The sequence below is a fragment of the Pseudomonas sp. RIT-PI-S genome, assembly GCF_025642975.1.
In the GTDB taxonomy this organism is placed as follows: domain Bacteria; phylum Pseudomonadota; class Gammaproteobacteria; order Pseudomonadales; family Pseudomonadaceae; genus Aquipseudomonas.
On record NZ_JANZKJ010000008.1, the window covers coordinates 51,448 to 74,127 of the forward strand.

At 65.0% G+C, this 22,680-nt stretch carries 21 protein-coding genes; 16 read left to right on the forward strand and 5 right to left on the reverse strand.

The window, feature by feature from the left end:
• The first annotated feature begins 103 nt into the window (after window positions 1-103).
• Both OGL93_RS12955 and OGL93_RS12960 read left to right on the forward strand, forming a co-directional pair.
• Complete coding sequence (locus OGL93_RS12955) at window positions 104-844, forward strand: response regulator (RefSeq protein ID WP_263263079.1); 741 nt, start codon at window positions 104-106, stop codon at window positions 842-844.
• Window positions 841-2,139, forward strand: coding sequence for a HAMP domain-containing sensor histidine kinase (locus OGL93_RS12960; protein ID WP_263263080.1), 1,299 nt, complete (start codon window positions 841-843; stop codon window positions 2,137-2,139). The genes OGL93_RS12955 and OGL93_RS12960 overlap by 4 nt, the downstream gene beginning before the upstream one ends.
• Before the next feature lie 75 nt (window positions 2,140-2,214).
• Here OGL93_RS12960 and paaY read toward each other — a convergent pair whose 3' ends face one another.
• Entirely contained in the window at window positions 2,215-2,802 is a 588-nt protein-coding gene (gene paaY / locus OGL93_RS12965; RefSeq protein WP_263263081.1) for a phenylacetic acid degradation protein PaaY, read from the reverse strand.
• Window positions 2,803-3,041: 239 nt separating this feature from the next.
• Here paaY and OGL93_RS12970 point away from each other — a divergent pair, with 239 nt between their 5' ends.
• A complete protein-coding gene (locus tag OGL93_RS12970) occupies window positions 3,042-3,926 on the forward strand; it encodes an alpha/beta hydrolase (RefSeq protein ID WP_263263082.1) in 885 nt (294 codons plus the stop codon).
• 19 nt (window positions 3,927-3,945) lie between these two features.
• Here the strand turns inward: OGL93_RS12970 and OGL93_RS12975 are convergent, their stop codons facing one another.
• Entirely contained in the window at window positions 3,946-5,250 is a 1,305-nt protein-coding gene (locus OGL93_RS12975; protein WP_263263083.1) for a hypothetical protein, read from the reverse strand.
• 121 nt (window positions 5,251-5,371) lie between these two features.
• On the opposite strand from OGL93_RS12975, the gene OGL93_RS12980 reads away from it, so the two are divergent.
• A complete protein-coding gene (locus OGL93_RS12980) occupies window positions 5,372-5,770 on the forward strand; it encodes a carboxymuconolactone decarboxylase family protein (protein WP_263263085.1) in 399 nt (132 codons plus the stop codon).
• Between the two features lie 322 nt (window positions 5,771-6,092).
• The gene (locus OGL93_RS12985; RefSeq protein ID WP_263263086.1) at window positions 6,093-6,587 is read left to right on the forward strand and encodes a hypothetical protein; all 495 of its coding nucleotides are present in this window, start codon (window positions 6,093-6,095) and stop codon (window positions 6,585-6,587) included.
• A 168-nt stretch (window positions 6,588-6,755) separates the two neighbouring features.
• On the opposite strand, the gene OGL93_RS12990 is transcribed toward OGL93_RS12985, so the two are convergent.
• Together OGL93_RS12990 and OGL93_RS12995 are read right to left on the reverse strand one after the other, a co-directional pair.
• Window positions 6,756-7,346 (reverse strand): XRE family transcriptional regulator, encoded by a 591-nt coding sequence (locus OGL93_RS12990; RefSeq protein WP_263263259.1) that lies wholly within the window; start codon window positions 7,344-7,346, stop codon window positions 6,756-6,758.
• Between the two features lie 53 nt (window positions 7,347-7,399).
• Window positions 7,400-7,558 (reverse strand): hypothetical protein, encoded by a 159-nt coding sequence (locus tag OGL93_RS12995; protein WP_263263087.1) that lies wholly within the window; start codon window positions 7,556-7,558, stop codon window positions 7,400-7,402.
• A 221-nt stretch (window positions 7,559-7,779) separates the two neighbouring features.
• On the opposite strand from OGL93_RS12995, the gene kdpF reads away from it, so the two are divergent.
• The 6 genes from kdpF to OGL93_RS13025 all read left to right on the forward strand — a co-directional run bounded on the left by kdpF (window position 7,780) and on the right by OGL93_RS13025 (window position 15,670).
• Entirely contained in the window at window positions 7,780-7,869 is a 90-nt protein-coding gene (gene kdpF / locus OGL93_RS13000) for a K(+)-transporting ATPase subunit F (protein ID WP_263263088.1), read from the forward strand.
• 3 nt (window positions 7,870-7,872) lie between these two features.
• Window positions 7,873-9,567 (forward strand): potassium-transporting ATPase subunit KdpA, encoded by a 1,695-nt coding sequence (gene kdpA, locus OGL93_RS13005; protein ID WP_263263089.1) that lies wholly within the window; start codon window positions 7,873-7,875, stop codon window positions 9,565-9,567.
• Between the two features lie 9 nt (window positions 9,568-9,576).
• Complete coding sequence (gene kdpB, locus OGL93_RS13010) at window positions 9,577-11,631, forward strand: potassium-transporting ATPase subunit KdpB (protein WP_263263091.1); 2,055 nt, start codon at window positions 9,577-9,579, stop codon at window positions 11,629-11,631.
• A 20-nt stretch (window positions 11,632-11,651) separates the two neighbouring features.
• Window positions 11,652-12,233: a potassium-transporting ATPase subunit KdpC gene (gene kdpC, locus OGL93_RS13015; RefSeq protein WP_263263092.1), complete on the forward strand. Its 582-nt coding sequence runs from the start codon at window positions 11,652-11,654 to the stop codon at window positions 12,231-12,233.
• A gap of 108 nt (window positions 12,234-12,341) precedes the next feature.
• Entirely contained in the window at window positions 12,342-14,984 is a 2,643-nt protein-coding gene (locus tag OGL93_RS13020) for a sensor histidine kinase KdpD (RefSeq protein WP_263263093.1), read from the forward strand.
• Window positions 14,981-15,670, forward strand: coding sequence for a response regulator (locus OGL93_RS13025; RefSeq protein ID WP_263263094.1), 690 nt, complete (start codon window positions 14,981-14,983; stop codon window positions 15,668-15,670). Before OGL93_RS13020 ends, OGL93_RS13025 begins: the two co-directional genes overlap by 4 nt.
• A gap of 684 nt (window positions 15,671-16,354) precedes the next feature.
• On the opposite strand, the gene cobF is transcribed toward OGL93_RS13025, so the two are convergent.
• A complete protein-coding gene (gene cobF, locus OGL93_RS13030) occupies window positions 16,355-17,119 on the reverse strand; it encodes a precorrin-6A synthase (deacetylating) (RefSeq protein WP_263263095.1) in 765 nt (254 codons plus the stop codon).
• A gap of 141 nt (window positions 17,120-17,260) precedes the next feature.
• Between cobF and metE the strand changes: the two genes are divergently transcribed.
• The 5 genes from metE (at window position 17,261) to OGL93_RS13055 (ending at window position 22,565) form a co-directional block, all read left to right on the forward strand.
• Window positions 17,261-19,570, forward strand: a complete 2,310-nt coding sequence (gene metE, locus OGL93_RS13035) for a 5-methyltetrahydropteroyltriglutamate--homocysteine S-methyltransferase (protein ID WP_263263096.1) — start codon at window positions 17,261-17,263, stop codon at window positions 19,568-19,570.
• A gap of 100 nt (window positions 19,571-19,670) precedes the next feature.
• A complete protein-coding gene (locus tag OGL93_RS13040) occupies window positions 19,671-20,111 on the forward strand; it encodes a GNAT family N-acetyltransferase (RefSeq protein ID WP_263263097.1) in 441 nt (146 codons plus the stop codon).
• A 1-nt stretch (window position 20,112) separates the two neighbouring features.
• The gene (locus tag OGL93_RS13045; protein WP_263263098.1) at window positions 20,113-20,730 is read left to right on the forward strand and encodes an NAD(P)H-dependent oxidoreductase; all 618 of its coding nucleotides are present in this window, start codon (window positions 20,113-20,115) and stop codon (window positions 20,728-20,730) included.
• A 160-nt stretch (window positions 20,731-20,890) separates the two neighbouring features.
• Window positions 20,891-21,751, forward strand: a complete 861-nt coding sequence (locus OGL93_RS13050) for an SDR family oxidoreductase (RefSeq protein ID WP_263263099.1) — start codon at window positions 20,891-20,893, stop codon at window positions 21,749-21,751.
• Between the two features lie 364 nt (window positions 21,752-22,115).
• The gene (locus OGL93_RS13055) at window positions 22,116-22,565 is read left to right on the forward strand and encodes an N-acetyltransferase (protein WP_263263100.1); all 450 of its coding nucleotides are present in this window, start codon (window positions 22,116-22,118) and stop codon (window positions 22,563-22,565) included.
• The last annotated feature ends 115 nt before the right edge of the window (window positions 22,566-22,680 follow it).

Below are 22,680 nucleotides of genomic sequence, written 5' to 3' on the forward strand. Positions count from 1 at the left end.
ATGTATCGCAGCCGTCCCAGATACAGAGCGATACACGCAGCGCGGGCATGCTGGCGCAAAGCCGATAAACTCCGCTACAGCTCAACGCAGGCAGGTGGGTTAGATGGCACATGTGGATCACGTACTGATCGTCGATGACGACCGGGACATTCGCGAACTGGTCGGCAACTACCTGACCAAGAACGGCCTACGCACCACGGTCGTCGCCGATGGCCGGCAGATGCGCGCCTTTCTGGCCGCCTCCCAGGTGGACCTGATCGTGCTGGACATCATGCTGCCCGGCGACGATGGCTTGCAGCTATGCCGGGAGCTGCGCGTCGGCAAACACAAGGCAACGCCGGTGCTGATGCTCACGGCCCGCAGCGATGAAACCGATCGCATCGTCGGCCTGGAGATGGGAGCCGACGACTACCTGCCCAAGCCCTTCGCCGCCCGTGAGCTGCTGGCGCGGATCAACGCGGTGCTACGGCGCACGCGGATGCTGCCGCCGAACCTCACCGTGAGCGAAGCCGGCCGCTTGTTGGCCTTCGGCAACTGGCGCCTGGACACCACCGCGCGTCACTTGCTGGACCCCGCCGATACCGTGGTGGCCCTCAGCGGGGCCGAGTACCGCTTGCTACGGGTGTTCCTCGACCATCCCCAGCGAGTGCTAAGCCGCGACCAACTGCTGAACCTGACCCAGGGGCGCGAGGCGGACGTGTTCGATCGCTCCATCGACCTGTTGGTGAGCCGCTTGCGCCAGCGCCTGCTCGACGATGCCCGCGCCCCCGCCTATATCAAGACCGTACGCAACGAAGGCTATGTGTTCACCTACCCCGTCACGCTGCTGGAGGCCCAGGCATGAAAGTGGCTTTGCGCTGGCCGCGCACGCTCGCCTCACGCCTGTCGCTGATCTTCCTGCTCAGCCTGGTGATCGCCCACGGGCTGTCGTTCGGGCTGCAGTTCTATGAGCGCTACCAGAGTGCGCTGGCACTGATGCTGGGTAATTTCGAGCAGGACGTGGCCCTTTCAGTGGCGCTGCTGGAGCGGTTGCCCGCTAACGAGCGCAGCGCCTGGCTGGGCCGGCTGGAACGGCCCAACTACCGTTACCTGTTAAGCGAAGGGCAGGCCGGCGCGCCGCTGGACCCCGCTACCGCCCCGGCCTCGGTGCGCACCCTGCAGGCGACGCTGGGCGACGATCATGACCTCAGGTTCAGCACCGTGGCGGACGTTCGCCCCCACTATCAAGCGCACTTGCAACTCAAGGACGGCAGCCCGCTGACCCTCGACGTGCGCCCACAGGTGATGCCGCTGTCGCCCTGGCTGCCGGTGGTGTTGGCGTTGCAGTTGCTGCTGACTGTCATCTGCACCGGGCTGGCGGTACGCATCGCGATCGCCCCGCTGACTCGCCTGGCGCAGGCGCTTGGCGACCTGAACCCCAACGCCCAGCCCGCTCGCCTGGACGAACGCGGCCCTACCGAGGTAGCCGATGCGGCAATGGCGTTCAACGCCTTGCAGGCGCGCATCGCGGCTTACGTAAAGGAACGCATGCAGTTGCTGGCCGCCATTTCCCACGACCTGCAAACGCCGATCACCCGCATGACGTTGCGCGCGGAAATGATGGAGGAGTCGCCCGAGAAAGAAAAAATGACCAGCGACCTCGGCGAAATGCAGCATCTGGTCCAGGAGGGGGTGGCTTATGCGCGCAGCATGGATTCCGCCGCCGAGCCTGCACGGCGGGTCGACCTCGATGCCTTCCTCGACAGCCTGGCGTTCGATTATCAAGACATGGGCAAGGCCGTGCGCCTGGACGGTAAAAGCGAAGCAGTGATCCAGACACGCCCGCAGGCGCTGCGCCGGGTAGTGGTGAACCTGGTCGATAACGCACTCAAGTTCGCCGGGGCGGCGCAACTGGCCGTGCAGCAAAGGCCCGCCGGCCGCTTGGCCATTCAGGTGCTGGACCGAGGCCCGGGAATCGCCGAGCACGCCCTGGCCGAGGTGACCCAGCCGTTCTACCGGGTGGAAGGGTCGCGTAATCGAGACAGCGGCGGCGCCGGCCTGGGCCTGGCGATCGCCCAACAACTGGCCATGGCCTTGGGCGGTGAACTGCGGCTTTACAACCGTGAGGGCGGTGGCCTGTGCGCCGAGCTGGAGCTGTAAGCGCGCTTATTGGCAGCACCGCCTATACCCCGTGAACCTCCTGCAATCGTGCCCTCACGTGACCTCGCTGGCCGCTCACGGCTTGGGACGAAAGCCGCTGTCGCCCATGCGTGGGCGGTCGGCCTCCACCGCGGCCAGCGGCTCGCAAGGCTCCAGGCTGGCCAGGCAGCGGCGGGTAAGGGCCTGATACTCCTCGGTACCACGGCGCTTCCAGGCCAGTTCGTCATCGCCCAGGTGACGCTTGACCGTGGCCGGCGTGCCCATGATCAGGCTCTGGGGTGGGCTTTCGAAGCCAGCCTTGACAAAGGCGGCGGCCGAAACGATGCAGCGGTCGCCGATGATCGCGTTGTCCATGACCACGGCATTCATGCCCACCAGTGCATCGGCGCCAATTCGGCACCCGTGCAGTACGGCGCCGTGGCCGATGTGCCCATTGGGGCCGACCACGGTGTCGCTCTCCGGAAAGCCGTGCATCACGCAGGTGTCCTGCAGGTTCGCGCCGGCTTCCAGCACGATGCGCCCAAAATCCCCTCGCAACGACGCCAGCGGCCCCACATAGCAGCCTGGGCCGATGATGACATCGCCGATCAGCACGGCCGTGGGGTGAACGTAGGCGCTCGGATCTATCACCGGGCGCAGGCCATCGAGGCTGTAGCAGGGCATGGAAAAGCTCCTGGGCTATGCGTGAATGGCTGCTTTTAGCACGAATAACGCATGATGAAAAAGCGTGACGTATCGGTTTTCACGTATGTGGATTGGCCCAAGCTTTATCTAGAGGGTTTTCAGGAATACGGAAATTCAAATCTGCTTAGGTAGTTTGTATCGAATTTAAAGCCCGCTGACCCGCCGGCGCGGCGCGGCCCGCTTGGCTAGACTCAAGCGCAACCTACGAGGAGGGCTTTATGAAACGCATCATTGCCGGCGTTCTGGACATCGCCTATGTGGAGGTTGGCCCCGCCAACGGAGCGCCGGTGGTGCTGTTGCACGGCTTCCCCTATGACGCCCACGCCTACCACGGCGTGGCACAAAGGTTGGCGGCCGCCGGGCGGCGCTGCCTGGTGCCTTGGCTGCGGGGTTATGGGCCCACGCGATTCCTGCATGCCGAGACGCCGCGGTCTGGCGAGCAGGCGGCGCTGGGGGCCGACTTGCTCGCCTTTCTCGACGCCCTGGGCATCCCCCAGGCGGTGTTGGGAGGCTATGACTGGGGCGGCAGGGCCGCTTGCGTGGTTGCCGCCTTATGGCCGCAGCGGGTAAGCGGCCTGGTCAGTTGCGGCGCCGGCTACAACATCCAGAACATCGCCGAGGCCGGCAAGCCTGCGAGCCCCGAAAGCGAGCACCGTTATTGGTACCAGTATTACCTTCATGGTGAGCGCGGCCGCGCCGGCCTGGCCGCCAACCGTGAGGCCTTCTGCCGGTTGTTATGGCAAATGTGGTCGCCCGAATGGGCGTTCGACGCGCACACCTTCGCGCAGACCGCGCATTCGTTCGGCAATCCAGACTTCGTCGAGGTCGTGGTGCATTCCTATCGCCACCGCTTCGGCTTGGTGCCCGGGGACCCGGCCTATCAGCACATCGAGGCGCAACTGGCGGCGCAGCCGACCATCGAAGTGCCGACCGTGGTGCTCGAAGGCGGCAGCGACGGCGTGGCGCCGCCCTCGGCTGAAGATAAGAGCGCGGCGCATTTCACTGGTGCGTATCAGCGCCAGGTGGTACCGGGCGTGGGCCATAACTTCCCGCAGGAAGCGCCGGAGGTGTTCACGCAAGCGATCCTGGGGCTGCCGACGTAGGCGGCAGCGCCCATGCCCCTCAGGGCTCGGCCAACCGGCACTGATACCCATGGGCCTGTTCCCGCGCGACCTGTGCACGGGCCTTGGCCTCGCAAACGTCGGGGTTCTGCAGGGCGTTCCACAGCACGGCGCGGGTTTTGTCCACCTGATACATCGTTCGGCACACGTAACCGGCCTGCTTATCCCCCGGCACTACCCAGATCGCCCGGGTGGCGCCGCGTTGCTCGCAAAGGTAACGCGAGGCAACGGTGGGTACGGATGAAGCCGCAGGAGGAGGGGCGGCAGCGCCGCGGGTCAGCGCAACCACGGGGTACAACAGCCCCGGTTCGATGCCCTGAGGGACTTGCCAGCTCAGGGTCCAACCGGAGTCCAGTGGTATCGAGCCGCTATTGTGCAGGGCCATGGGCGTCGTTGTCGGCAAGCGCCCGGACGTTTGCGCGGGAAGCGCGCCGGCCTGGGCTGACACGGGCTCTAACTGGCCAAGCGCCCAACCCTGCAGGCGGTCGCCTTGATAGACCGCCGCCGAGGCAGGCGGCTGCTGGCAGTGCACCAGGCCTGAAAAACAGTACACGCGGCTGCCGTCCTGCCACAGCACCGCCGCCCCGGCGTCGAAGAACACCTCGCGCAAGGCTTGCTCATCACCCCCGGCCGCGGCGATGGCCAACCCACCGAGAGCGGCGGCCAGGCTGGTGCGTTGAATCACCACCGTCGGTACCTCGGTGCCGTCCGTGTCTTTGCGCACCCCCCACAGCCCAACGCCGGCGAGCAGCCCAACGCGCAGCGCCTGGGCAGCAGTGGCCCCGGGTTGCTGGTACGCCCACCAGCTGGCGTAAGCGGCGCCGCCGGGCGGGCCCCCGTAAACGCCGCTGGCCAATTGGGCCATGGCGTTGCCCAAGGTAAACGCGCGGGCCACCCGGTCCGCGCCGTTGGGCGTGGCCGCTTCGTTACCGGCCAGTGCCTGCACCACGGAATCGATCAACTCGCCCGCACCGGCCTCGGCTTCACCGCTCTGCGGCACCCCACCCTTGGCTGCGATAAACGTGTCGAACGCGGCTTTGGCGGCCTGTGCCTCAGCGGTGCTTTCAGGGCGAGGGGCGGTGGACGCACCGGGGTGCTGTTGCTGCTCCGCCGCACGGATGTCGCCCAGTGCCTGAGCGGCAATCGGCGCCCAGCCCGGCATCAGCATGCTCTCGGCGAACGCGGGGAGGGGTAGCAGCAGAACGGTTTGCAGCAGCAACGCGTGTCGACGTGGGGTCATGGCGATCCGGGGGCCTGGTGCACTGAAGGCGTCGTCGACCGCAGCCTGAAGACGGTAATTTGCCATCAGCATAGCCTGACTTGAGCTGCCGGCAAGACTTCCGGTTTTCTGCCTGCTACCGTGTTTTTGGGCTTCCGCGCCAACGGCGGCGCGAACGTAACCGGCGCACTTTATAAAGGAGATAAAAATGACGTCCAGGCACCTCACCGACTATGAACACGCCGATGCGCAGGTCCGCGCGGTGTACGACGACATCAAGCAGACGCGCCAGGTGGACGACGTCAACAACTTCTGGAAGTGCCTGGCCGCTCACCCGGCAACGCTCGAGCGGACCTGGCAGAGCATCAAGCAGACCATGGCACCCGGCGCTCTGGATGCGCTCACCAAGGAGCTGATCTACGTAGCGGTGAGCGTGACCAATAACTGCCCGTACTGCATCGCTTCTCACACGGCCGCCGCTCGCAGGGCCGGTATGACGGACGAGATGTTCGGCGAGCTGCAAGCGGTGATCGGCATGGCCAACGAAACCAATCGCCTGGCCAATGGGTACCGGGTGCCGTTGGATGAAGCGTTCAAGCAACCGTGACGCCAGGCCAATACTTCGGGGTTTACTTGAATAAGTTGCCCTTCGAAAAAATACGCCGAGGGTTAGACCCTTTTTCTCTTTCGGTTATGTAGATGTGCCTGGATCGCATATCCATGTAAGGGCTTTGGTCGCGATGTTATCGGGCTCTTCTGCTATTGCAGCGATTATGAAGTTCCAACGTGTTTCGTGGCCTGAAAACCAGCGATAGCTACGTTCGAGCGGGCCTGGCCGCTGCTATGCGGGCGCCTTGTCGAGGCAACCCAAGCCCGTAGAATCGGCACCACAGCGTCCAATCTTTACTCACGTTCCGAGGAACTTCGCCATGATGAACGCAATGCAAATGCCCATGAACGCCAACATGCAGATGCCGATGATGGGCATGCCGATGATGATGGCCACCATGACCTGCAACATGATGGACGACGCCATGATGTGCAAGATGATGCCCGCCGCTGGCATGGACATGGCGATGTTCAAGAACAGCGCAGAGATGATGCAGATGATGCTCAGCTGCGGCATGCCGATGATGATGCATTGCGGCAACATGAGCATGATGTGCATGAGCCAAGCCAGCATGGCCATGCCGATGATGGGCAACATGATGCCGATGATGGGCATGCCGATGCCTGCCATGAAGTGCGTGATGGAATGCACCCTGGAGGCAGACGGCATGATGTGCAAACTCATGCCCATGGCCGGCATGAACATGGACATGATGAAAAACTGCTGCCTGTTGATGATGAAGATGATGAACGACTGCGGCATGCCCATGATGATGAGCTGCAACGGCATGCCGATGATGTGCTGCACCTGCTGAGCCAATTGCCGCCGGTGGGCCTTGGCGCCCGGCCTACGCCCGGTCTCCCTGGCTCCAGCATCGGCTGCACCGCTGTGGGCGGGCGCTAGGTTGTGAACGAGGGGCGCGTGGGTCGCCGAGCTGCGCTCGCATCTCACAAGGCTTGTTCAGCCCATCGTCGCCGCCTGGTCAGTCCAACCGCTCCGGATACGTCACCACCAAATACGCCACGGCTTCGCTGTCGGCGGGGTTGCGGTAGCGGTGGGGCTGGTCGGCGTAGAACAGGATCGAGTCGCCAGTGGAGAGCAGGTAGCGCTCGTCATTGACGCTGATTTCCAGCACGCCTTGCGACACCACCAGATTTTCCTGCACGCCTGGGCCGTGGCCTTCGCTGACGTCTTCGCCCAATGGCCCCAGGCGCAGCTCATAGAATTCAGCCTGACGCGCCACGTCGAAAGGGAACAACGCCCGGCTGACGAATGCACCGTTGGCGCTGACCAGGCGCTTGCTCTGGCTCGCGGCCAATACCGCCACACCTTCGAAGGCGCGGTGTTCCAGGAATGCGGCAACCGACACCTTCAAACCCTTGGCGATTTTGCACAGCACCTTGATCGACGGAACGCTTCGGCCCGATTCGATCTGCGCGAGCATCGCCCGGCTCACCCCGCACAGCCGGGCCAAGGCATCCAAAGACAGGTAACGCTTGGCGCGCAGGCGCTGCAGGTTCTGCGCAACCCGTTCGCCGATGGGGTCCTCCTCAGGCGCGTCGAGAGCATTCAAGTCAAGGGCGGGGCCTTGGGTGCTGGCCAAAAAGCCGCTGGGTTCGTTTGCGCTCAACCGTGTCGAATCCCGCGGGTACTGGGCGTAGAAGCCTGCGGATCGGGTAGCCCGGCGTTGCGCAAATACAGTGACCACATCGCCCGTGCCCGTTGCTGGGCCTGTTTGCGTGTGCGGTAGAGGGAGAGGTCGATAAGCGCGGCGGTCGGGGACATGGTGCATTTCACCGTTGTGAATAACGAATACGCTGAGCGTACGCCGGCATTTTTATATCCATAAATATTGTTTTCGAATTTATTGATGCGTTTGCGTTATTAACACCCACCGCAGAATTTACGCGTTCTTTATGCGCCGGCCCCTGGCGCGATCTAGAAACTTTATGGCCGCCGCCAACACACTTTCTCCAAGCGTCATACACCGCGTGTTGGAGATGTTCATGAACGTTCTGGATTCACTGTCCCTATTGCTCGCCATCGGCCTATTCGCCTACCTGATGCTTGCGCTGCTGCGCGCGGACCGGGGGTAAGCCATGCACGGTTACGACTACGCCTTGATCGTCGCTTTCCTAGCATTGGTGCTGCTGCCAGCGCCGTACCTGGGCCGCTTTTATTACCGTGCGATGGAGGGCCAGCGGACGCTGCTCACACCCGTGCTGCAACCGCTGGAAAACGCCTGCTATCGGCTCGCGGGGGTGAACGCCAAGGCTGAGCAAAGCTGGCGGGCTTACGCCGTGGCGCTGCTGGCTTTCAACCTCGCAGGCTTCGCGTTGCTATGGCTGCTGTTGATGCTGCAAGGGTATTTGCCGCTCAACCATGAGCAACTGCCGGGCCTGGACTGGGCGCTGGCGTTCAATACCGCGACGAGCTTTGTCACCAACACCAACTGGCAGGCGTATAGCGGGGAGGCCTCGCTGAGCTATTTCAGCCAGATGGCCGGGCTCACCGTGCAGAACTTCGTCAGCGCCGCCACGGGCCTGGCGGTGCTGGTTGCGCTGTGTCGCGGCATCGCCCGCCGCTGCGCCCATGCCATCGGCAACTTCTGGGTCGACCTGACCCGCGCCACCCTCTACGGGCTGCTGCCGTTGTGCCTGGTGCTGGCGCTGATCCTGGTGGGGCAGGGGGTGCCCCAGACCTTTGCCCATTACGTGCACGCCGTCACCCTGCAAGGCGTCGATCAGGTGATTCCGCTGGGCCCCGCCGCCAGCCAGATCGCCATCAAGCAATTGGGCACCAACGGCGGCGGCTTCTTCGGGGTGAACTCGGCGCATCCGTTCGAGAACCCGACCGCGCTCAGCAACCTGCTGGAGTTGGTCTCGATCATTCTGATACCTGCCGCGCTGGTGTTCACCTTCGGCCATTACGTCAAGGACCTGCGCCAAAGCCGGGCGATCATTGCCTGCATGCTGGCGCTGCTGCTGATCGGCGGCGCGGTGTCTTTGGTGGCCGAATCCCAGCCCAACCCCGCGCTCAACGTGCCGGGGGTCGAGCAGGCCGCCCCGCTGGAAGGTAAGGAAAGCCGCTTCGGCACCACCGCCAGTGTGCTCTGGTCGGTGACCACGACCGCCGCGTCCAACGGTTCGGTAAACGCCATGCACGACAGCCTCAACCCGCTTAGCGGCATGGTGGCGATGGTCAACATGATGCTCGGCGAAGTGGTCTTCGGCGGCGTGGGCGCGGGCCTTTACGGCATGCTGCTCAATGTGTTGATCGCGGTGTTCCTGGCGGGGCTGATGATTGGCCGCACACCCGAGTACCTGGGCAAGAAGTTGGGCGCCCGGGAAGTGCAACTGCTGGTCGCCAGCTTGCTGGTCATGCCCATCGGCGTGTTGGTGCTCGGCGCCATCGCCGCGGTGGTGCCGCAGGGCGTGGCAGCGATCAGCAACCCTGGGCCGCACGGTTTCAGCCAGTTGCTGTACGCCTACACCTCGGCGGCGGCGAACAACGGCTCGGCATTCGGCGGTTTCGGCGCAAACACCACCTTCCACAACCTGATGCTGAGCCTTGCCATGTGGATCGGCCGCCTGGGCTACATCCTTCCCGTGCTGGCCCTGGCCGGTAGCTTGGCGATGAAGAACGCCGCGCCGGTCAATGGCAACACCTTTCCCACCCATGGCCCGCTGTTCGTGGTGTTGTTGACCGTGACCCTCTTGCTGGTAGGCGGCTTGACCTTCCTGCCAACCCTGGCCTTGGGGCCGATTGCCGAACATTTGAACCTGGGCTTTTGAGGCGAAACCATGAACATGCCACTTCCCGTTGCTACTGCCGACGCCGTTCACCCGGCCACCACCACCCTGGCCGCCCTCTGGCGCCCGGCCCTGCTGCAAGCTTTCGTCAAGCTCGACCCGCGCCAGCTCAAGCGCTCGCCGGTGATGTTGGTGGTGGAGCTGACCGCGCTCTTCACCACACTGCTGTGCCTGCTGCCAGACCCGCGCGTGCCCTCCTTGATTGGCCTGCAAATTGCCCTGTGGCTCTGGTTCACGGTGCTGTTCGCCAACTTCGCCGAAGCCCTTGCCGAAGGGCGCGGAAAGGCCCGCGCGGACAGCCTCAAGGCCGGCAGTCATGGCCTTGAAGCCAGCCGGCGCACCGCCGACGGCACTTACCAGCCCGTGCCCGCCAGCCAGTTGCGCAAGGGTGATGTGGTGCGGGTGCGCGCCGGGCAGATGATCCCCGGCGATGGCGAGGTCATCGAGGGGATAGCGGCGGTCAACGAGGCGGCGATCACCGGGGAATCGGCGCCGGTGATCCGTGAATCCGGCGGCGACCGCTCCGCCGTGACCGGCAACACCCAGGTGGTGTCCGACGTGCTGATCGTGCGCATCACTGCCAACCCGGGTGAGTCCACCCTGGACCGGATGATCGCGTTGGTGGAAGGCGCCAAGCGGCAGAAAACTCCGAACGAGATCGCCCTGGACATCCTGCTGATCGGCCTGACGCTGATCTTCTTGCTGGTGGTGGTCACGCTGCAACCGTTCACCCAGCTTGCAGGCGGCAGCCTGCCCTTGGTGTTCCTGGTGGCCCTGCTGGTGACGCTGATTCCCACCACCATCGGCGGCCTGCTGTCGGCTATCGGCATCGCCGGCATGGACCGTCTCGTGCGCCTGAACGTGATTGCCAAGTCTGGGCGGGCGGTCGAAGCCGCGGGCGACGTCCATGTGCTGCTGCTGGACAAAACCGGCACCATCACCTTCGGCAACCGCCGTTGCAGCGCCCTGTATGCGGCCCCAGGCGTCACGGCCATGGAATTGGCCCAGGGCGCGTTGCTGGCGTCGCTGGCGGACGACACCGCCGAGGGCAAGTCCATCGTTGAGTTCTTGCGCAAGCTGCACAGCCTTGCGGAGCCTACCGCCGGTGAACTGACCGCTGTGCCGTTCAGTGCGCAAACCCGGCTCTCCGGGGTGGACCACGGCCAAGCCCGCTATCGCAAGGGTGCGGTCGACTCGCTGCTCGCCCACGTGCAGATGCAGCGCGCGGACCTGCCCACCGCTCTGGCGCGCGAAGTCGACAAGATCGCCCAAAGCGGCGGCACGCCGTTGCTGGTGTGTCGGGATGATCGCCTGCTGGGGGCCATCCACCTCAAGGACGTGGTCAAGCCGGGGATACGCGAACGCTTCGACGCGCTGCGCCAACTGGGCATTCGCACGGTGATGGTGACCGGCGACAACCCGCTGACCGCCGCGGCCATCGCCGCCGAAGCGGGGGTCGATGACGTGATCGCCGAAGCCACCCCGGAGAAGAAACTGGCGCGCATTCGCCAGGAGCAGAACGACGGCCGGTTGGTCGCCATGTGCGGTGACGGCGCCAACGACGCGCCGGCCCTGGCCCAGGCGGATGTGGGCATGGCCATGAACGACGGCACCCAGGCTGCGCGCGAGGCCGCCAACATGGTGGACCTGGACAGCGACCCCACCAAGCTGCTCGATGTGGTGCGCATCGGCAAGGAACTGCTGGTCACCCGTGGCGCGCTCACCACCTTTTCCATCGCTAACGATGTGGCCAAGTACTTCGCGATTTTGCCGGCGTTGTTCGTGGCGGTGTACCCGCAGCTCGGCGTGCTCAACGTGATGAAATTGGCCAGCCCGCAGAGCGCCATCCTGTCGGCCATCGTGTTCAACGCGCTGATCATCGTGGCGCTGATTCCCCTGGCGCTGCGCGGGGTGCGCGTGCAGGCGGCAAGCGCCGCGCAGCTGTTGCGCCGTAACCTGCTGATCTACGGCCTCGGCGGCCTGGTGGTGCCCTTCGTCGGCATCAAGGCCATCGACCTGCTGCTCACTGCCCTGCACCTGGCCTGAAGCCTTTTGGAGTGTTGACCATGATGACGGTATTGCGCCCGGCCTTGAGCCTGGTTGTGTTGATGACGCTGCTCACCGGCGTTGCCTATCCACTGGTGGTCACCGGCATCGCTCAGGTGGCGTTCCCTGAGCAGGCCAACGGCAGCCTGATCCGCGACAGTGCGGGCAAAGTGCGCGGGTCCTCACTCATTGCCCAGGCGTTCGTGGGTGATGAGTGGTTCACGTCTCGGCCCTCGGCAGGCGCCTTCGCGACCGTGGCCAGCGGCGCCAGTAACCTTGCGCCGAGCAACCCCGCCCTGGCCGTGCGGGTAAAAGAGGATGCCGCCAGGCTGTTCGTGGAGGGGCAGGGCCCCGTGCCGCTGGCGTTATTGACCACCTCTGGCAGCGGCCTGGACCCGCACCTGCCGCCGGCCGCGGCCGAGTACCAGGTGGCCCGGGTGGCTGCTGCGCGCCACCTGCCGGAGGAACGCGTACACGCGCTCATAACCGCGCACACCAAGGCTTCACTGCTGGGCCCGCCTGTGGTTAATGTGCTGGCCTTGAACCTGGCGCTGCAACAATTGGCCCCCGTGCCCGATGCCAGGCAAGCCAGCCGAAACTGAATCCAGCGTAGGCGCCATGCTCGCAGGCACCACGGGCGCAAGCGCACGCTGAGCGTTGCGCCTACGCCGACCGAACCCTCAAGGCCCCGATGACAATGAGCAACCCTGATGAGTGACCCCCAACGCGCCGATGCACTGCTTGCCGCGCTGCCCAGGGCGGGCCGTGGGCGGCTCAAGGTTTTCCTGGGCGCAGCCCCGGGGGTGGGCAAGACCTACGCCATGCTGGAGGCCGCCCACGGCCAGCAGCGGCGCGGCGTGCGCGTGCTCGCCGGGGTGGTGGAAAGCCATGGCCGGGCGCAGACCCAAGCCTTGCTGGTGGGGTTGCCCGAGCAACCTCTGCTGCGCAGCCGCTATCGCGACGTAGCCCTCGAAGAGCTGGACCTCGATGGGTTGCTCGACGCCAAGCCGGAGCTGGCGCTGGTGGACGAGTTGGCCCATACCAACGCTCCAGGCAGCCGCCACGCCAAGCGTTGGCAGGATGTGCAGGAGTTGCTGGCGGCGGGCATCGACGTGTACACCACGGTGAACGTGCAGCACTTGGAAAGCCTCAACGATCAAGTGCGTGGGATCACCGGCGTGCAGGTGCGTGAAACCGTGCCGGATTGGGTGCTGCAGCACGCCGACGAACTGCTCCTGGTGGACCTGCCGCCGCGTGAGCTGCTGGAGCGATTGCGCGCGGGCAAGGTGTATGTGCCGGAGCAGGCGCGGGCCGCCATCGATGCGTTTTTCACCCAGACCAACCTCAGCGCGTTGCGAGAGCTGGCGATGCAGGCCGCGGCGGCGCAAGTGGATGCCGACCTCGCCCAGGGTTACCAGCGGTTGGGGCAAGCCGTGCCAACCCTGCGGGGGCGGTTGCTGGTGGGCGTTGCCGCGGACGATCAGGCCGAACGGCTGGTGCGCCACGCCAGCCGGCTTGCGCACATGCGCCAGTTGCCGTGGTCGTTGGTCCATGTGGATGACGGCCAGCCGCGGGGCGAGGCGGCCCGGCATCACCTGCACCAGGCGCAGCAATTGGCCGAGCGCCTGGGCGGCGAAGTGGTCTCGCTGCGCGCCAGCGCGGTGGCCCGGACCCTGGTTCAACATGCCCATGATCGTCGCGCGAGCCTGTTGCTGGTAGGGCAGCCGCGGCGCCGACGCTGGCGTGGCGGCTTGCCGGGGCGCTTGCTGCGCGAGGCAGGCGGGCTGGAGGTCGCCGTGCTGGGCCGTGCCTCGGGGCCCCGGCCGCCGCGGGTGCGCACCCTTGGCCCCTGGCGTTGGCGCGATTACCTGCAAGCGGTGATTGCCACGGTGGTGGCCAGCGCCTTGGCATCCGGGGTAGCCCAGGTGATGGCGTTGCCCAACATTTCGTTGGTGTTTCTCGCTTGCGTGTTGCTGGTGGCCATACGCAGCAGCGTAGGGCCGGCCCTGGCCTGCGCGGTACTGTCCTTCCTGGCGTACGATTTTTTATTCATACCGCCGAATTTTTCGCTTCGCATCCAGCGCGAAGAAGACGTGCTGACGCTGCTGTTCTTCCTGCTGATGGCGGCCTTGACCGGCAACCTTGCAGCGCGCCAGCGGCGGCAGTTGAGCGCCCTGCGCGAAGCCCAGGGGCAGACCGCCAGGTTGCTGGAACTGTCCCGTGGCCTGGCGGCGGCGACAGACCGCCAAGCGGTGCTCAGCGCCGCGGCGCAACATGTGCAGGGTTGGCCCGGGCTGGATATCTGCCTGGTGGAGCGGGCAGACCAGGGTTGGCAGGTGGCCACCGACCCATCACGGCAGTTTTCCGCCACCGAAGGCGCTGCCGCCGAATGGGCATGGCGGCACGATCAACCCGCTGGCAAGACCACCGGCACCTTGCCCGCCGGGCGCTGGTGGTGGTCGCCGGTGTCGCTGGAAGGGCAAGTGCTGGCCCTGATGGCGGTCGCCGAGCTGCATGACGGCGCGCTCACCGGCGAACGGCGGCGGCTGTTGGGCGCCCTGAGCCAGCCGCTGGCCCAGGCCCTGGCTCGCGCCGACCTCGCCCAAGACCTGGAAGCCGCACGCCTGCACGGTGAAACCGAACAACTGCGCAGTGCCTTGCTGGCCTCGGTGTCCCATGACCTGCGCACGCCGCTGACGGCCATGCGTGGCAGCATCGACAGCCTGTTGGCCCTGGGCGAGGCGTTCAGCCCCGCAGACCGCACCGAGTTGCTCGAAGGCACCCGCGACGAGGCCGAGCGCCTGGACCGGTATATCCAGAACCTGCTGGACATGACCCGCCTGGGCCACGGCGCGTTGAAACTGAGCCGCGATTGGGTAGCGCCGGGGGATATCGTCGCCAGTGCCGTGGGGCGCCTGCGTTCGGTGCTGTCCTCCTTGCGCCTGACCCTTGCGGTGCCAGACGGCCTACCGCTGTTATACGTGCACGCGGCGCTGATCGAGCAGGCGCTGGTCAACGTGGTCGAAAACGCCGCCCGCTTTTCGCCCCCCGCCGGCCGCTTGAACATCCAAGTCACGGCTGAAGCGCAGCAGGTGGTGTTCGCGGTCAGCGACGAAGGCCCCGGTATTCCAGAGGCGGAGCGCGAGAAAATCTTCGACATGTTCTACACCGCCGCCCGTGGGGATAGAGGCGGGCAGGGCACGGGGTTGGGCTTGGCCATTTGCCAAGGCATGGTCGGCGCACATGGTGGGCGGGTCGCGGTGGGCCCTGGCATCGAGGGCCGGGGCACTTGTATCGCCTTGGTGCTGCCGCTACCTTCACAGCCCCGTGCCGACACCGAAGCCTCCCCATGAGTGAAAACGCCTGTGTGCTGATCGTCGACGACGAGCCGCAGATTCGTAAATTCCTTCGTATCAGCCTGGCTTCCCAAGGTTACCGGGTGGTCGAGGCCGCCACCGGCGGCGAGGGGATCACCCAGGCGGCCCTGGCCCGGCCCGACCTGATCGTGCTCGACCTCGGCCTGCCGGACATGGACGGCCAGCAAGTGCTTGAAGAGGTACGGGCCTGGGCTGAGGTGCCGGTCATCGTGCTGTCCGTGCGCGCCAGCGAAGCGCAGAAGGTGCAGGCGCTGGATGCAGGCGCCAATGACTACGTGACCAAGCCGTTCGGTATCCAGGAGTTGCTCGCCCGCATCCGTGCGCTGTTGCGCCGAAAGGTAGCCGAGGAGGGGGCCCAGGCCGTTGTCACCGTCGGCCCGCTGCGCATCGACGCCGCTGCCCGCCGTGTGAGTTTGGAAGGTGAAGAGGTGCTGCTGACCCGCAAGGAGTACGCCGTGCTATGGCAGCTGGCGCGCTACCCCGGCCGGCTGATCACCCAGCAACAGTTGCTCACCGACATTTGGGGCCCTAGCCACGGCGATAAAAGCCATTACCTGCGGATCGTGATAGGCCACCTGCGGCGCAAGCTCAACGACGCCGCCGCGGCGCCGCGGTTCATCCTCACCGAACCGGGCGTGGGGTACCGGTTGGCCGAGGCTTGAGCAGGTTCGCCACGGTTTTCGTTCCCGGGCTCTGCCCGGTCCCACAGGATTCTCGGAATCCCTCTGAGGCCCTGTAGGCGCCGGCACAGCCGGCGAACCTCCGCCAACGCCAACGCCAACGGCCCGCCAGGCCCTCTGTTAGCAAGCTCTGCCTGCTCCCAAACTGTCGCACCTTCCCATAGCGTCTTCCACCAAGCCCCATGAACGCTTCGGGGCCCTGTGAGATCCTGTGAGACCCTGTGGGACCTCTGTAGGAGCCGGCAAAGCCGGCGAACCCCCATCACCGCCAAGGCCTCCGTTCGCAAGCTCTGCCTGCTCCCAAACTGCTGCACCTCCCCATGGCGTCTTCCACCGAGCCCCACGAACGCTTCGGGACCCTGTAGGACCCTATAGGACCCTGTAGGACCCTATAGGACCCTATAGGACCCTATAGGACCCTGTAGGAGCCGGCACAGCCGGCGAACCCCCATCACCGCCAAGGCCTCCATTCGCAAGCGCTGCCTGCTCCCAAACTGTTGCACTCCCCATGGCGTCGTCCACCAAGCCCAACGAACGCTTCGAGACCCTGTGGGCCCCCTGTAGGAGCCGGCACAGCCGGCGAACCGCTGCCAACGCCAACGGCTTCGCCAAGCCTCCGTTCGCAAGCTCCCACAACGGTTGACGAGTTACCTGCGGTTGACCGGCCTACCTGCGCGCAGGGCGTTTAAGCAGGTAGGTATCCATGATCCAACCCTTCGCCTCTCGGGCCTGCGTGCGTACGCGCTCGATCTCCTCGGCGACGTCCCCCAGCCGTCCCGACACCAGGATTTCATCGGGCGTGCCCACGTAAGCGCCCCAGTAAATCTCCAGGTCCTGGTCGACCAGCGCTTGGTAGCGGTTGTCGGCGTCGAGCATCACTACCAAGCTGTCGACCTGTGCGGCCAAGGCCTGGGTCAAGCGCCGGCCTGGCGTGATCATCACGGGCTGCCCGATGTTATTGAGCGGCACCTTGTGCCGTGCCGCGAGCGCCTGAACGCTGCTGATGCCAGGGATGACTTCGTACTCGAACAGCAAGCGCCCGCTGCGCAGGATGGCGTCGAGTATCCGGCTGGTGCTGTCGTAGAGGCACGGGTCTCCCCACACCAGGAACGCGCCACATTGGCCCTCGTCCAGCGCCTCGGCGATCAGCTGTTCGAAGCGTTGCTGCTTGTCGGCATTGAGGTGTTCCACCGCGTCCAGGTAAGCGATGCCCGCGCGCTGGCGCTCGGGGCTCGGTGCTTCTACCAACCGATAGGGCCGGTCGGTGAGGTAGCGCTCGCACAGCTCCCTGCGCAGCCGGTTGAGCGGCTCCTTGGCAGGCCCCTTGTCCATTAGAAAGATCACCTCCGCTCGGTTCAGGGCCTTGATCGCTTGAACCGTAAGGTGGTCGGGGTGCCCGGCGCCGATGCCGATCAGCAATAGGGTTTTCATAAGCGTTCCTGGTTAGCCGAACGAACAGAGTAGCAAAGCCGCACATGAGAAAATCTTGTGAGCATCTCAAAAATAATGAGTTTGTCTCATGATTGAAGCGACGCGGACAATGCGCGCACTTAACGCATTGGAGACATCGCCATGGCCCTGGCCCACTCGCTCGGCTTCCCTCGCATCGGCGCGGACCGTGAACTGAAAAAAGCCCTCGAAGCTTACTGGAAGGGCGACCTCGACCGCCGAGCCCTAGAGGCCACGGGGCAAGCACTGCGCGCGCGCCATTGGGCCGTGCAACGCGACGCCGGTATCGAGCTGCTGCCGGTGGGGGATTTCGCGTGGTATGACCAGGTGCTCAGCCATTCCCTGGCGTTCGGCGCCGTGCCCGAACGCTTCGCCGGCACGCTGGACGACCACGGTTTGCCGACGCTAGACACCCTGTTCGCCATGGCCCGCGGCGCCAGCGTTGCCTGTTGTGGCGAACATGCCCAGGCGCAACATGCCCAGGAGCTGACCAAATGGTTCGATACCAACTACCACTACCTGGTGCCTGAATTCACCGCAGAGCAGCGCTTCATGCTCAGTTGGGAGCAACTGCTCGATGAAGTCGACGAGGCCCTTGCCCTCGGCCACAAGGTCAAGCCGGTGTTGATTGGCCCGCTGACCTTCCTCTGGCTGGGCAAGGCCAAGGGCGATGCATTCGACAAGCTGGACCTGCTCGAACGGCTGTTGCCGGTGTATGGGGAGCTGCTCGGCCGCCTGGCGCGCAAGGGGGTGGAATGGGTGCAACTGGACGAGCCGATCCTCACCCTGGACCTGCCGCAAGCCTGGAAGAACGCTTTCGAGCGCGCCTACCACGTGCTGCAGTACTCGCCGTTGAAGAAGCTGGTCGCCACTTACTTCGGCGGCCTGGACGACAACCTTGGGCTGGCCGTGACGCTGCCCGTGGATGGCTTGCACGTCGACCTGGTGCGCGCCCCGGAACAGCTGGCCACGGTGCTCGACCGCCTGCCCAGCTACAAGGTGCTTTCGCTGGGCGTGGTCAACGGCCGCAACGTGTGGCGTTGCGATCTGGACAACGCCCTGGCGCAACTGCAAGACGCCCAACGACGGTTCGGCCACAACCTGTGGGTCAGCAGTTCCTGCTCGTTGCTGCACAGCCCGGTGGACCTGGCACGCGAGGATCAGCTCGACGCCGAAGTCAGAGGCTGGCTGGCATTCGCGGTGCAAAAGTGCGGGGAGATCGCCCTGTTGTGCAAGGCCGTGGCCAACCCCGAGCACCCCGTGGTGCAGCAACTGCTGGAAGTGAATCGCGGGCTCAAGCAGAGCCGCGCCCAGTCCACCCGCATCCACAAGCCACAGGTGCAGGCCCGCCTGGCTGCCATCACTGCCCGCGACAGCCAGCGCCACGCGCCTTTCGCTGAACGTATTGCGCTGCAACGCGCCCGCCTGGACCTGCCCGCGTTCCCGACCACGACCATCGGTTCGTTCCCGCAGACCTCGACCATTCGCTTGGCGCGACAGGCGTTCAAGCAGGGCAAGCTCTCGCTGGGTGACTACACCGATGCCATGCACCATGAAATCCGCAGCGCGGTGAAGGTACAGGAGCGCCTGGGGCTGGACGTGCTGGTGCATGGCGAAGCCGAGCGCAACGACATGGTCGAATACTTCGCCGAACAGCTCGACGGCTACCTGTTTACCCGTTTCGGCTGGGTGCAGAGTTATGGTTCGCGCTGCGTGAAACCCGCGATCATCGTGGGCGATCTCAGCCGCCCGCAGCCTATGACCGTGGAGTGGATTCGCTACGCGCAGATGCAAACCAGCAAGGTCATGAAAGGCATGCTCACCGGCCCTGTGACCATGTTGATGTGGTCCTTCCCCCGCGAGGACGTGCCCCGCGAGGTCCAGGCGCGGCAGCTGGCGTTGGCCATCCGTGACGAGGTCGTTGACCTGGAAGCCGCCGGCATCAAGATCATCCAGATCGACGAGGCTGCCTTCCGCGAAGGCCTGCCGCTGCGCCGCGCGCAATGGCCGGCATACCTGGCCTGGGCGGTCGAGGTCTTCCGCCTGTGCGCCTCGGGCGTGCGCGATGAAACCCAGATCCACACCCACATGTGCTACAGCGAATTCAACGACGTAATCCAAGCCATCGCCGCCATGGACGCGGACGTGATCACCATCGAAACCTCACGCTCGGCCATGGAGCTGCTCGATGCCTTCGAAGCGTTCGCCTACCCCAACGACATTGGCCCGGGGGTGTACGACATCCACTCGCCACGCGTGCCCGATACCCAGGAGATGGTCAGCCTGTTGCGCAAGGCGGCGGGGCGTATTCCCCCCGAACGGCTATGGGTCAACCCAGACTGCGGCCTGAAAACCCGCGGCTGGGCAGAAACCGAAGCCGCGCTGGTGAACATGGTCGCCGCGGCGCGGCAGTTGCGGGCAGCGCTGGCGTAGCCGAGAGGGATGGCCCAGGGGTTTATTCACTTTTTGGCTCTGTGGCCTGGGCCATTCGGTGCTTAAGGTGTGCACCTTCTAAAGCGAATGGACGACGGCCATGACCTACCGGCTTCAACACCTGGGCGAGGACCGACTGGGGTTTCACGCCAGCTACGACCTGATGCGCGTGCTGCGCCCCCACCTTGACGACCCAGACCGCTATGTGGCGCAGCTGTTGAGGCAGGCCGAGCAGGGCTATCGGCTGCTCGCCGCTGTGGAAGGCGAGTCGGTGGTCGGCCTGGCCGGGTACCGCCCGCTGGAAAACCTGTTGTATGGGCGCTTTATCTACGTGGACGACCTGGTCGTCAGCCCGAGCCTGCAGCGCGGCGGGTTGGGCGCCCGCTTGCTCGACGCCGTTCGCGAACACGCCCTGCGCCGCGGCTGTGACTATCTTGTGTTGGACACCGGCCTGCACATGCCATTGGCCCAGCGGTTCTATTTCCGCCAGGGCTTGCTCGCCCGGGGCATGCACTTCACCCAGCCTCTGCGGGGGGCCTGATATGCGCAACGTGCTGTTGATCAACGCGAGCCCGCGCCCAGCCGTTTCTCAGGCGCACCAGCTGGCGCATGAGCTGCTCGGTTCGCTACAGCGGCGCCATCCAGCGTTGGCGCTGACCGAGCGAGACCTTGCCGGGCAGCCGCTTGCGCCGCTTGGGGCCGACTATGCGAACGCGCTGACCACCCCCACGCCGTTCGATGCGCCGGAATTGAAACTGTCCGAAGCGTTGATCGTCGAGCTGGAGCGCAGCGACCTGGTGCTGATCGCCACTCCAATGCATAACTTCACCTTGCCGGCGGCGCTGAAGCTGTGGATCGACTATGTGCTGCGCATTCACCGCACGTTCAGCTATGGCGCGGACGGCAAGGTGGGGCTCCTGCCAGATCGGCCGGTGTACGTACTGGTAGGCTCCGGCGGATTTCACCGCGGCGAGCGCGCCCGCCAGCCGGACTTCCTCACCCCGTACCTGCGTCATGCGCTGGCAACGATGGGGCTGTTCGATGTCCATTTCATTTACCTGGAGGGGTTGGTCGGCGAGGCGGCGGCAGTGACGGCACGCGCCGCCGCGCGGGCGCAACTGGCTCTGGAACCGATCTTCCAGGGCCTCGTGGTCACGTAAGCACAGGCAAGCGTACCCAGGCAGTGCGTGGAATTTTCCTGTGGTGGTGGTGCCACACCCTGTGCGTTGCGCGTTGAGGCGAACGCTCGGTGGCTGTGTGCCTGGCACCGGGCTTGTCTTGCAGCCGCTTGAGCTCACCCATCACCCAGGAGATACCACAGTGACCACAGTACTCATCACCGGCGCCGGCACCGGCTTCGGCAACGAGGTTGCGTTGCGCCTCGCCGCGCTGGATTTCGACGTGATCGCGGGCGTGGAAATCGTTGCTCAGGTTCAAGCCGTGCAGCAGCAGGCCAAACAGCGCGGGGTAGCCCTTCGTGTAGAGAAACTGGATGTGACCGACGCTGGCGACCGGCAAAAAGCCTGGGGCTGGGACATCGACGTGTTGCTCAATAACGCCGGCATTTCCGAGGGCGGCTCGATGGTGGACATACCCGCGGATAATCTGCGCCGGCAAATGGAGGTGAACGTAATCGGGCCCGCGTTATTGACCCAGGGCATCGCCAAAAAAATGGTGGCGCGCCGGCAGGGGAAAATCATCTTCATGTCCTCGGTCGCGGGCCTGACAGTCGACCCTTTCAGCGGTGCCTATTCCGCCTCCAAGCATGCCGTGGAAGCAGTCGCCGAAGCCTTGAGCAAAGAGTTGCGGGAGTTCGGCATCGAAGTTGCGACCATCAACCCAGGCCCCTTCCTCACCGGTTTCAACGACCGGATGTTCGAAACCTGGAAGAGCTGGAAAGACGATGCCGCCACCCGGCTGTTCAACTATGCCGACCTTGCCTTCCCCCACGAACAATACGACCCGGAGCCGGTGTTCGAAACCACCCTAGGGGTGATCACGGGCGCCATCAAGACCTACCGCAATGTCGAGCCCAAGGAGATTGTCGCCCAGCAACGCGAACAACTGGAGGCGGCGTGGGCGCGCAAGAGCGACGAGGGGCTGGGCACGCGTTTCGAGCTGGTGCAGAAAGCCTATGAGATCGAGCCGCAAACACCCGTGGCGCCTGCGTCTCAAGGCTGACACCTGGCGGCCCGGAACGGTCTGCGAGCGGCGCCGTGGCGTGCCAGGCCTATGGGTGGCGGGGGTATCCGGCCCTATGCGGGCTGCTCGATTGCAGCCTCGGGTGTAGGTGGACAGGCTGACATAACGCTGACCATTCGAAACCTGGACCTTCGGGTTCCAGGTTGTTTCTCCTGGCAGTGTTTATCGCCACCCTCATCGCCGCCATTGGCGATCCGCCCGACGGGTTCGTAGCCCTGCGCCATCGTGCTATTTGGCTCGGGAGCCAAGCGCCGATAACGAGGTAACTCAGGAGGGGGCGGCCGTGCTGACGACGCACACGCCTCACCCTATTTTCATTTCTCACCCACCACAGGCAGTCAGGATGGCGCTTACTTTGCGGCCCGCCCGGGTCAACGATCTTCCTTCGATCTACCGTGGCGAACTTGAATACATCCAGCGCTGGGAACCCGCTCACGAGCCCGCCTGGCGAAACGGGGTCGAGCGGCACCTGACGCGTTGGGTAGAGCATTTCAACCGGCTGACCATCGCTGAAGTCGACGGCGCGTTCGCGGGCTATTGCCTGTGGATGCCGCTCGACGGCTGCGCGGAGCTTTGTACGGTCAATGTCAGCCCCAGCTGCCGGCGTCAGGGCATAGGCCGTGCCTTGTTGCATGCTTATATGGCCAGCGGGCCGGCGGAGGGCCTGCTTCGCCTGAGGTTAAGCGTCCGGCCAGACAACCCCGCCAGGTACCTGTATGAACAGGCCGGGTTCACTCAAGCTGGGGCCGACCACAATGGTTATCTGCGGTACGAGCGCCATTGCCCGCCGTGACCGGAGCGCTCGCCCTGGGTGGTGCGGCGAGCAGCCAACAACACGCGAGTACCGGGCAGTGAAATGGCGGTGCTCCGGCAAGAGGGATTGGGCAGCCGTCCATCGCCTGGCATGA

What these genes read in the sequence shown, in the direction of transcription:
- paaY (WP_263263081.1), bottom strand. Translation starts at nt 2,802, where the DNA reads ATGCCCTGCTACAGCCTCGATGGCCTGCGCCCGGTGATAGATCCGAGC.
- OGL93_RS13025 (WP_263263094.1), top strand. Translation starts at nt 14,981, where the DNA reads ATGAGTGAAAACGCCTGTGTGCTGATCGTCGACGACGAGCCGCAGATT.
- OGL93_RS13045 (WP_263263098.1), top strand. Translation starts at nt 20,113, where the DNA reads ATGCGCAACGTGCTGTTGATCAACGCGAGCCCGCGCCCAGCCGTTTCT.
- kdpF (WP_263263088.1), top strand. Translation starts at nt 7,780, where the DNA reads ATGAACGTTCTGGATTCACTGTCCCTATTGCTCGCCATCGGCCTATTC.
- OGL93_RS12955 (WP_263263079.1), top strand. Translation starts at nt 104, where the DNA reads ATGGCACATGTGGATCACGTACTGATCGTCGATGACGACCGGGACATT.
- OGL93_RS13040 (WP_263263097.1), top strand. Translation starts at nt 19,671, where the DNA reads ATGACCTACCGGCTTCAACACCTGGGCGAGGACCGACTGGGGTTTCAC.
- OGL93_RS13020 (WP_263263093.1), top strand. Translation starts at nt 12,342, where the DNA reads ATGAGTGACCCCCAACGCGCCGATGCACTGCTTGCCGCGCTGCCCAGG.
- OGL93_RS12970 (WP_263263082.1), top strand. Translation starts at nt 3,042, where the DNA reads ATGAAACGCATCATTGCCGGCGTTCTGGACATCGCCTATGTGGAGGTT.
- kdpC (WP_263263092.1), top strand. Translation starts at nt 11,652, where the DNA reads ATGATGACGGTATTGCGCCCGGCCTTGAGCCTGGTTGTGTTGATGACG.
- kdpA (WP_263263089.1), top strand. Translation starts at nt 7,873, where the DNA reads ATGCACGGTTACGACTACGCCTTGATCGTCGCTTTCCTAGCATTGGTG.
- OGL93_RS12960 (WP_263263080.1), top strand. Translation starts at nt 841, where the DNA reads ATGAAAGTGGCTTTGCGCTGGCCGCGCACGCTCGCCTCACGCCTGTCG.
- OGL93_RS12985 (WP_263263086.1), top strand. Translation starts at nt 6,093, where the DNA reads ATGATGAACGCAATGCAAATGCCCATGAACGCCAACATGCAGATGCCG.
- kdpB (WP_263263091.1), top strand. Translation starts at nt 9,577, where the DNA reads ATGAACATGCCACTTCCCGTTGCTACTGCCGACGCCGTTCACCCGGCC.
- OGL93_RS12995 (WP_263263087.1), bottom strand. Translation starts at nt 7,558, where the DNA reads ATGTCCCCGACCGCCGCGCTTATCGACCTCTCCCTCTACCGCACACGC.
- cobF (WP_263263095.1), bottom strand. Translation starts at nt 17,119, where the DNA reads ATGAAAACCCTATTGCTGATCGGCATCGGCGCCGGGCACCCCGACCAC.
- OGL93_RS12975 (WP_263263083.1), bottom strand. Translation starts at nt 5,250, where the DNA reads ATGGCAAATTACCGTCTTCAGGCTGCGGTCGACGACGCCTTCAGTGCA.
- OGL93_RS12980 (WP_263263085.1), top strand. Translation starts at nt 5,372, where the DNA reads ATGACGTCCAGGCACCTCACCGACTATGAACACGCCGATGCGCAGGTC.
- metE (WP_263263096.1), top strand. Translation starts at nt 17,261, where the DNA reads ATGGCCCTGGCCCACTCGCTCGGCTTCCCTCGCATCGGCGCGGACCGT.
- OGL93_RS13055 (WP_263263100.1), top strand. Translation starts at nt 22,116, where the DNA reads ATGGCGCTTACTTTGCGGCCCGCCCGGGTCAACGATCTTCCTTCGATC.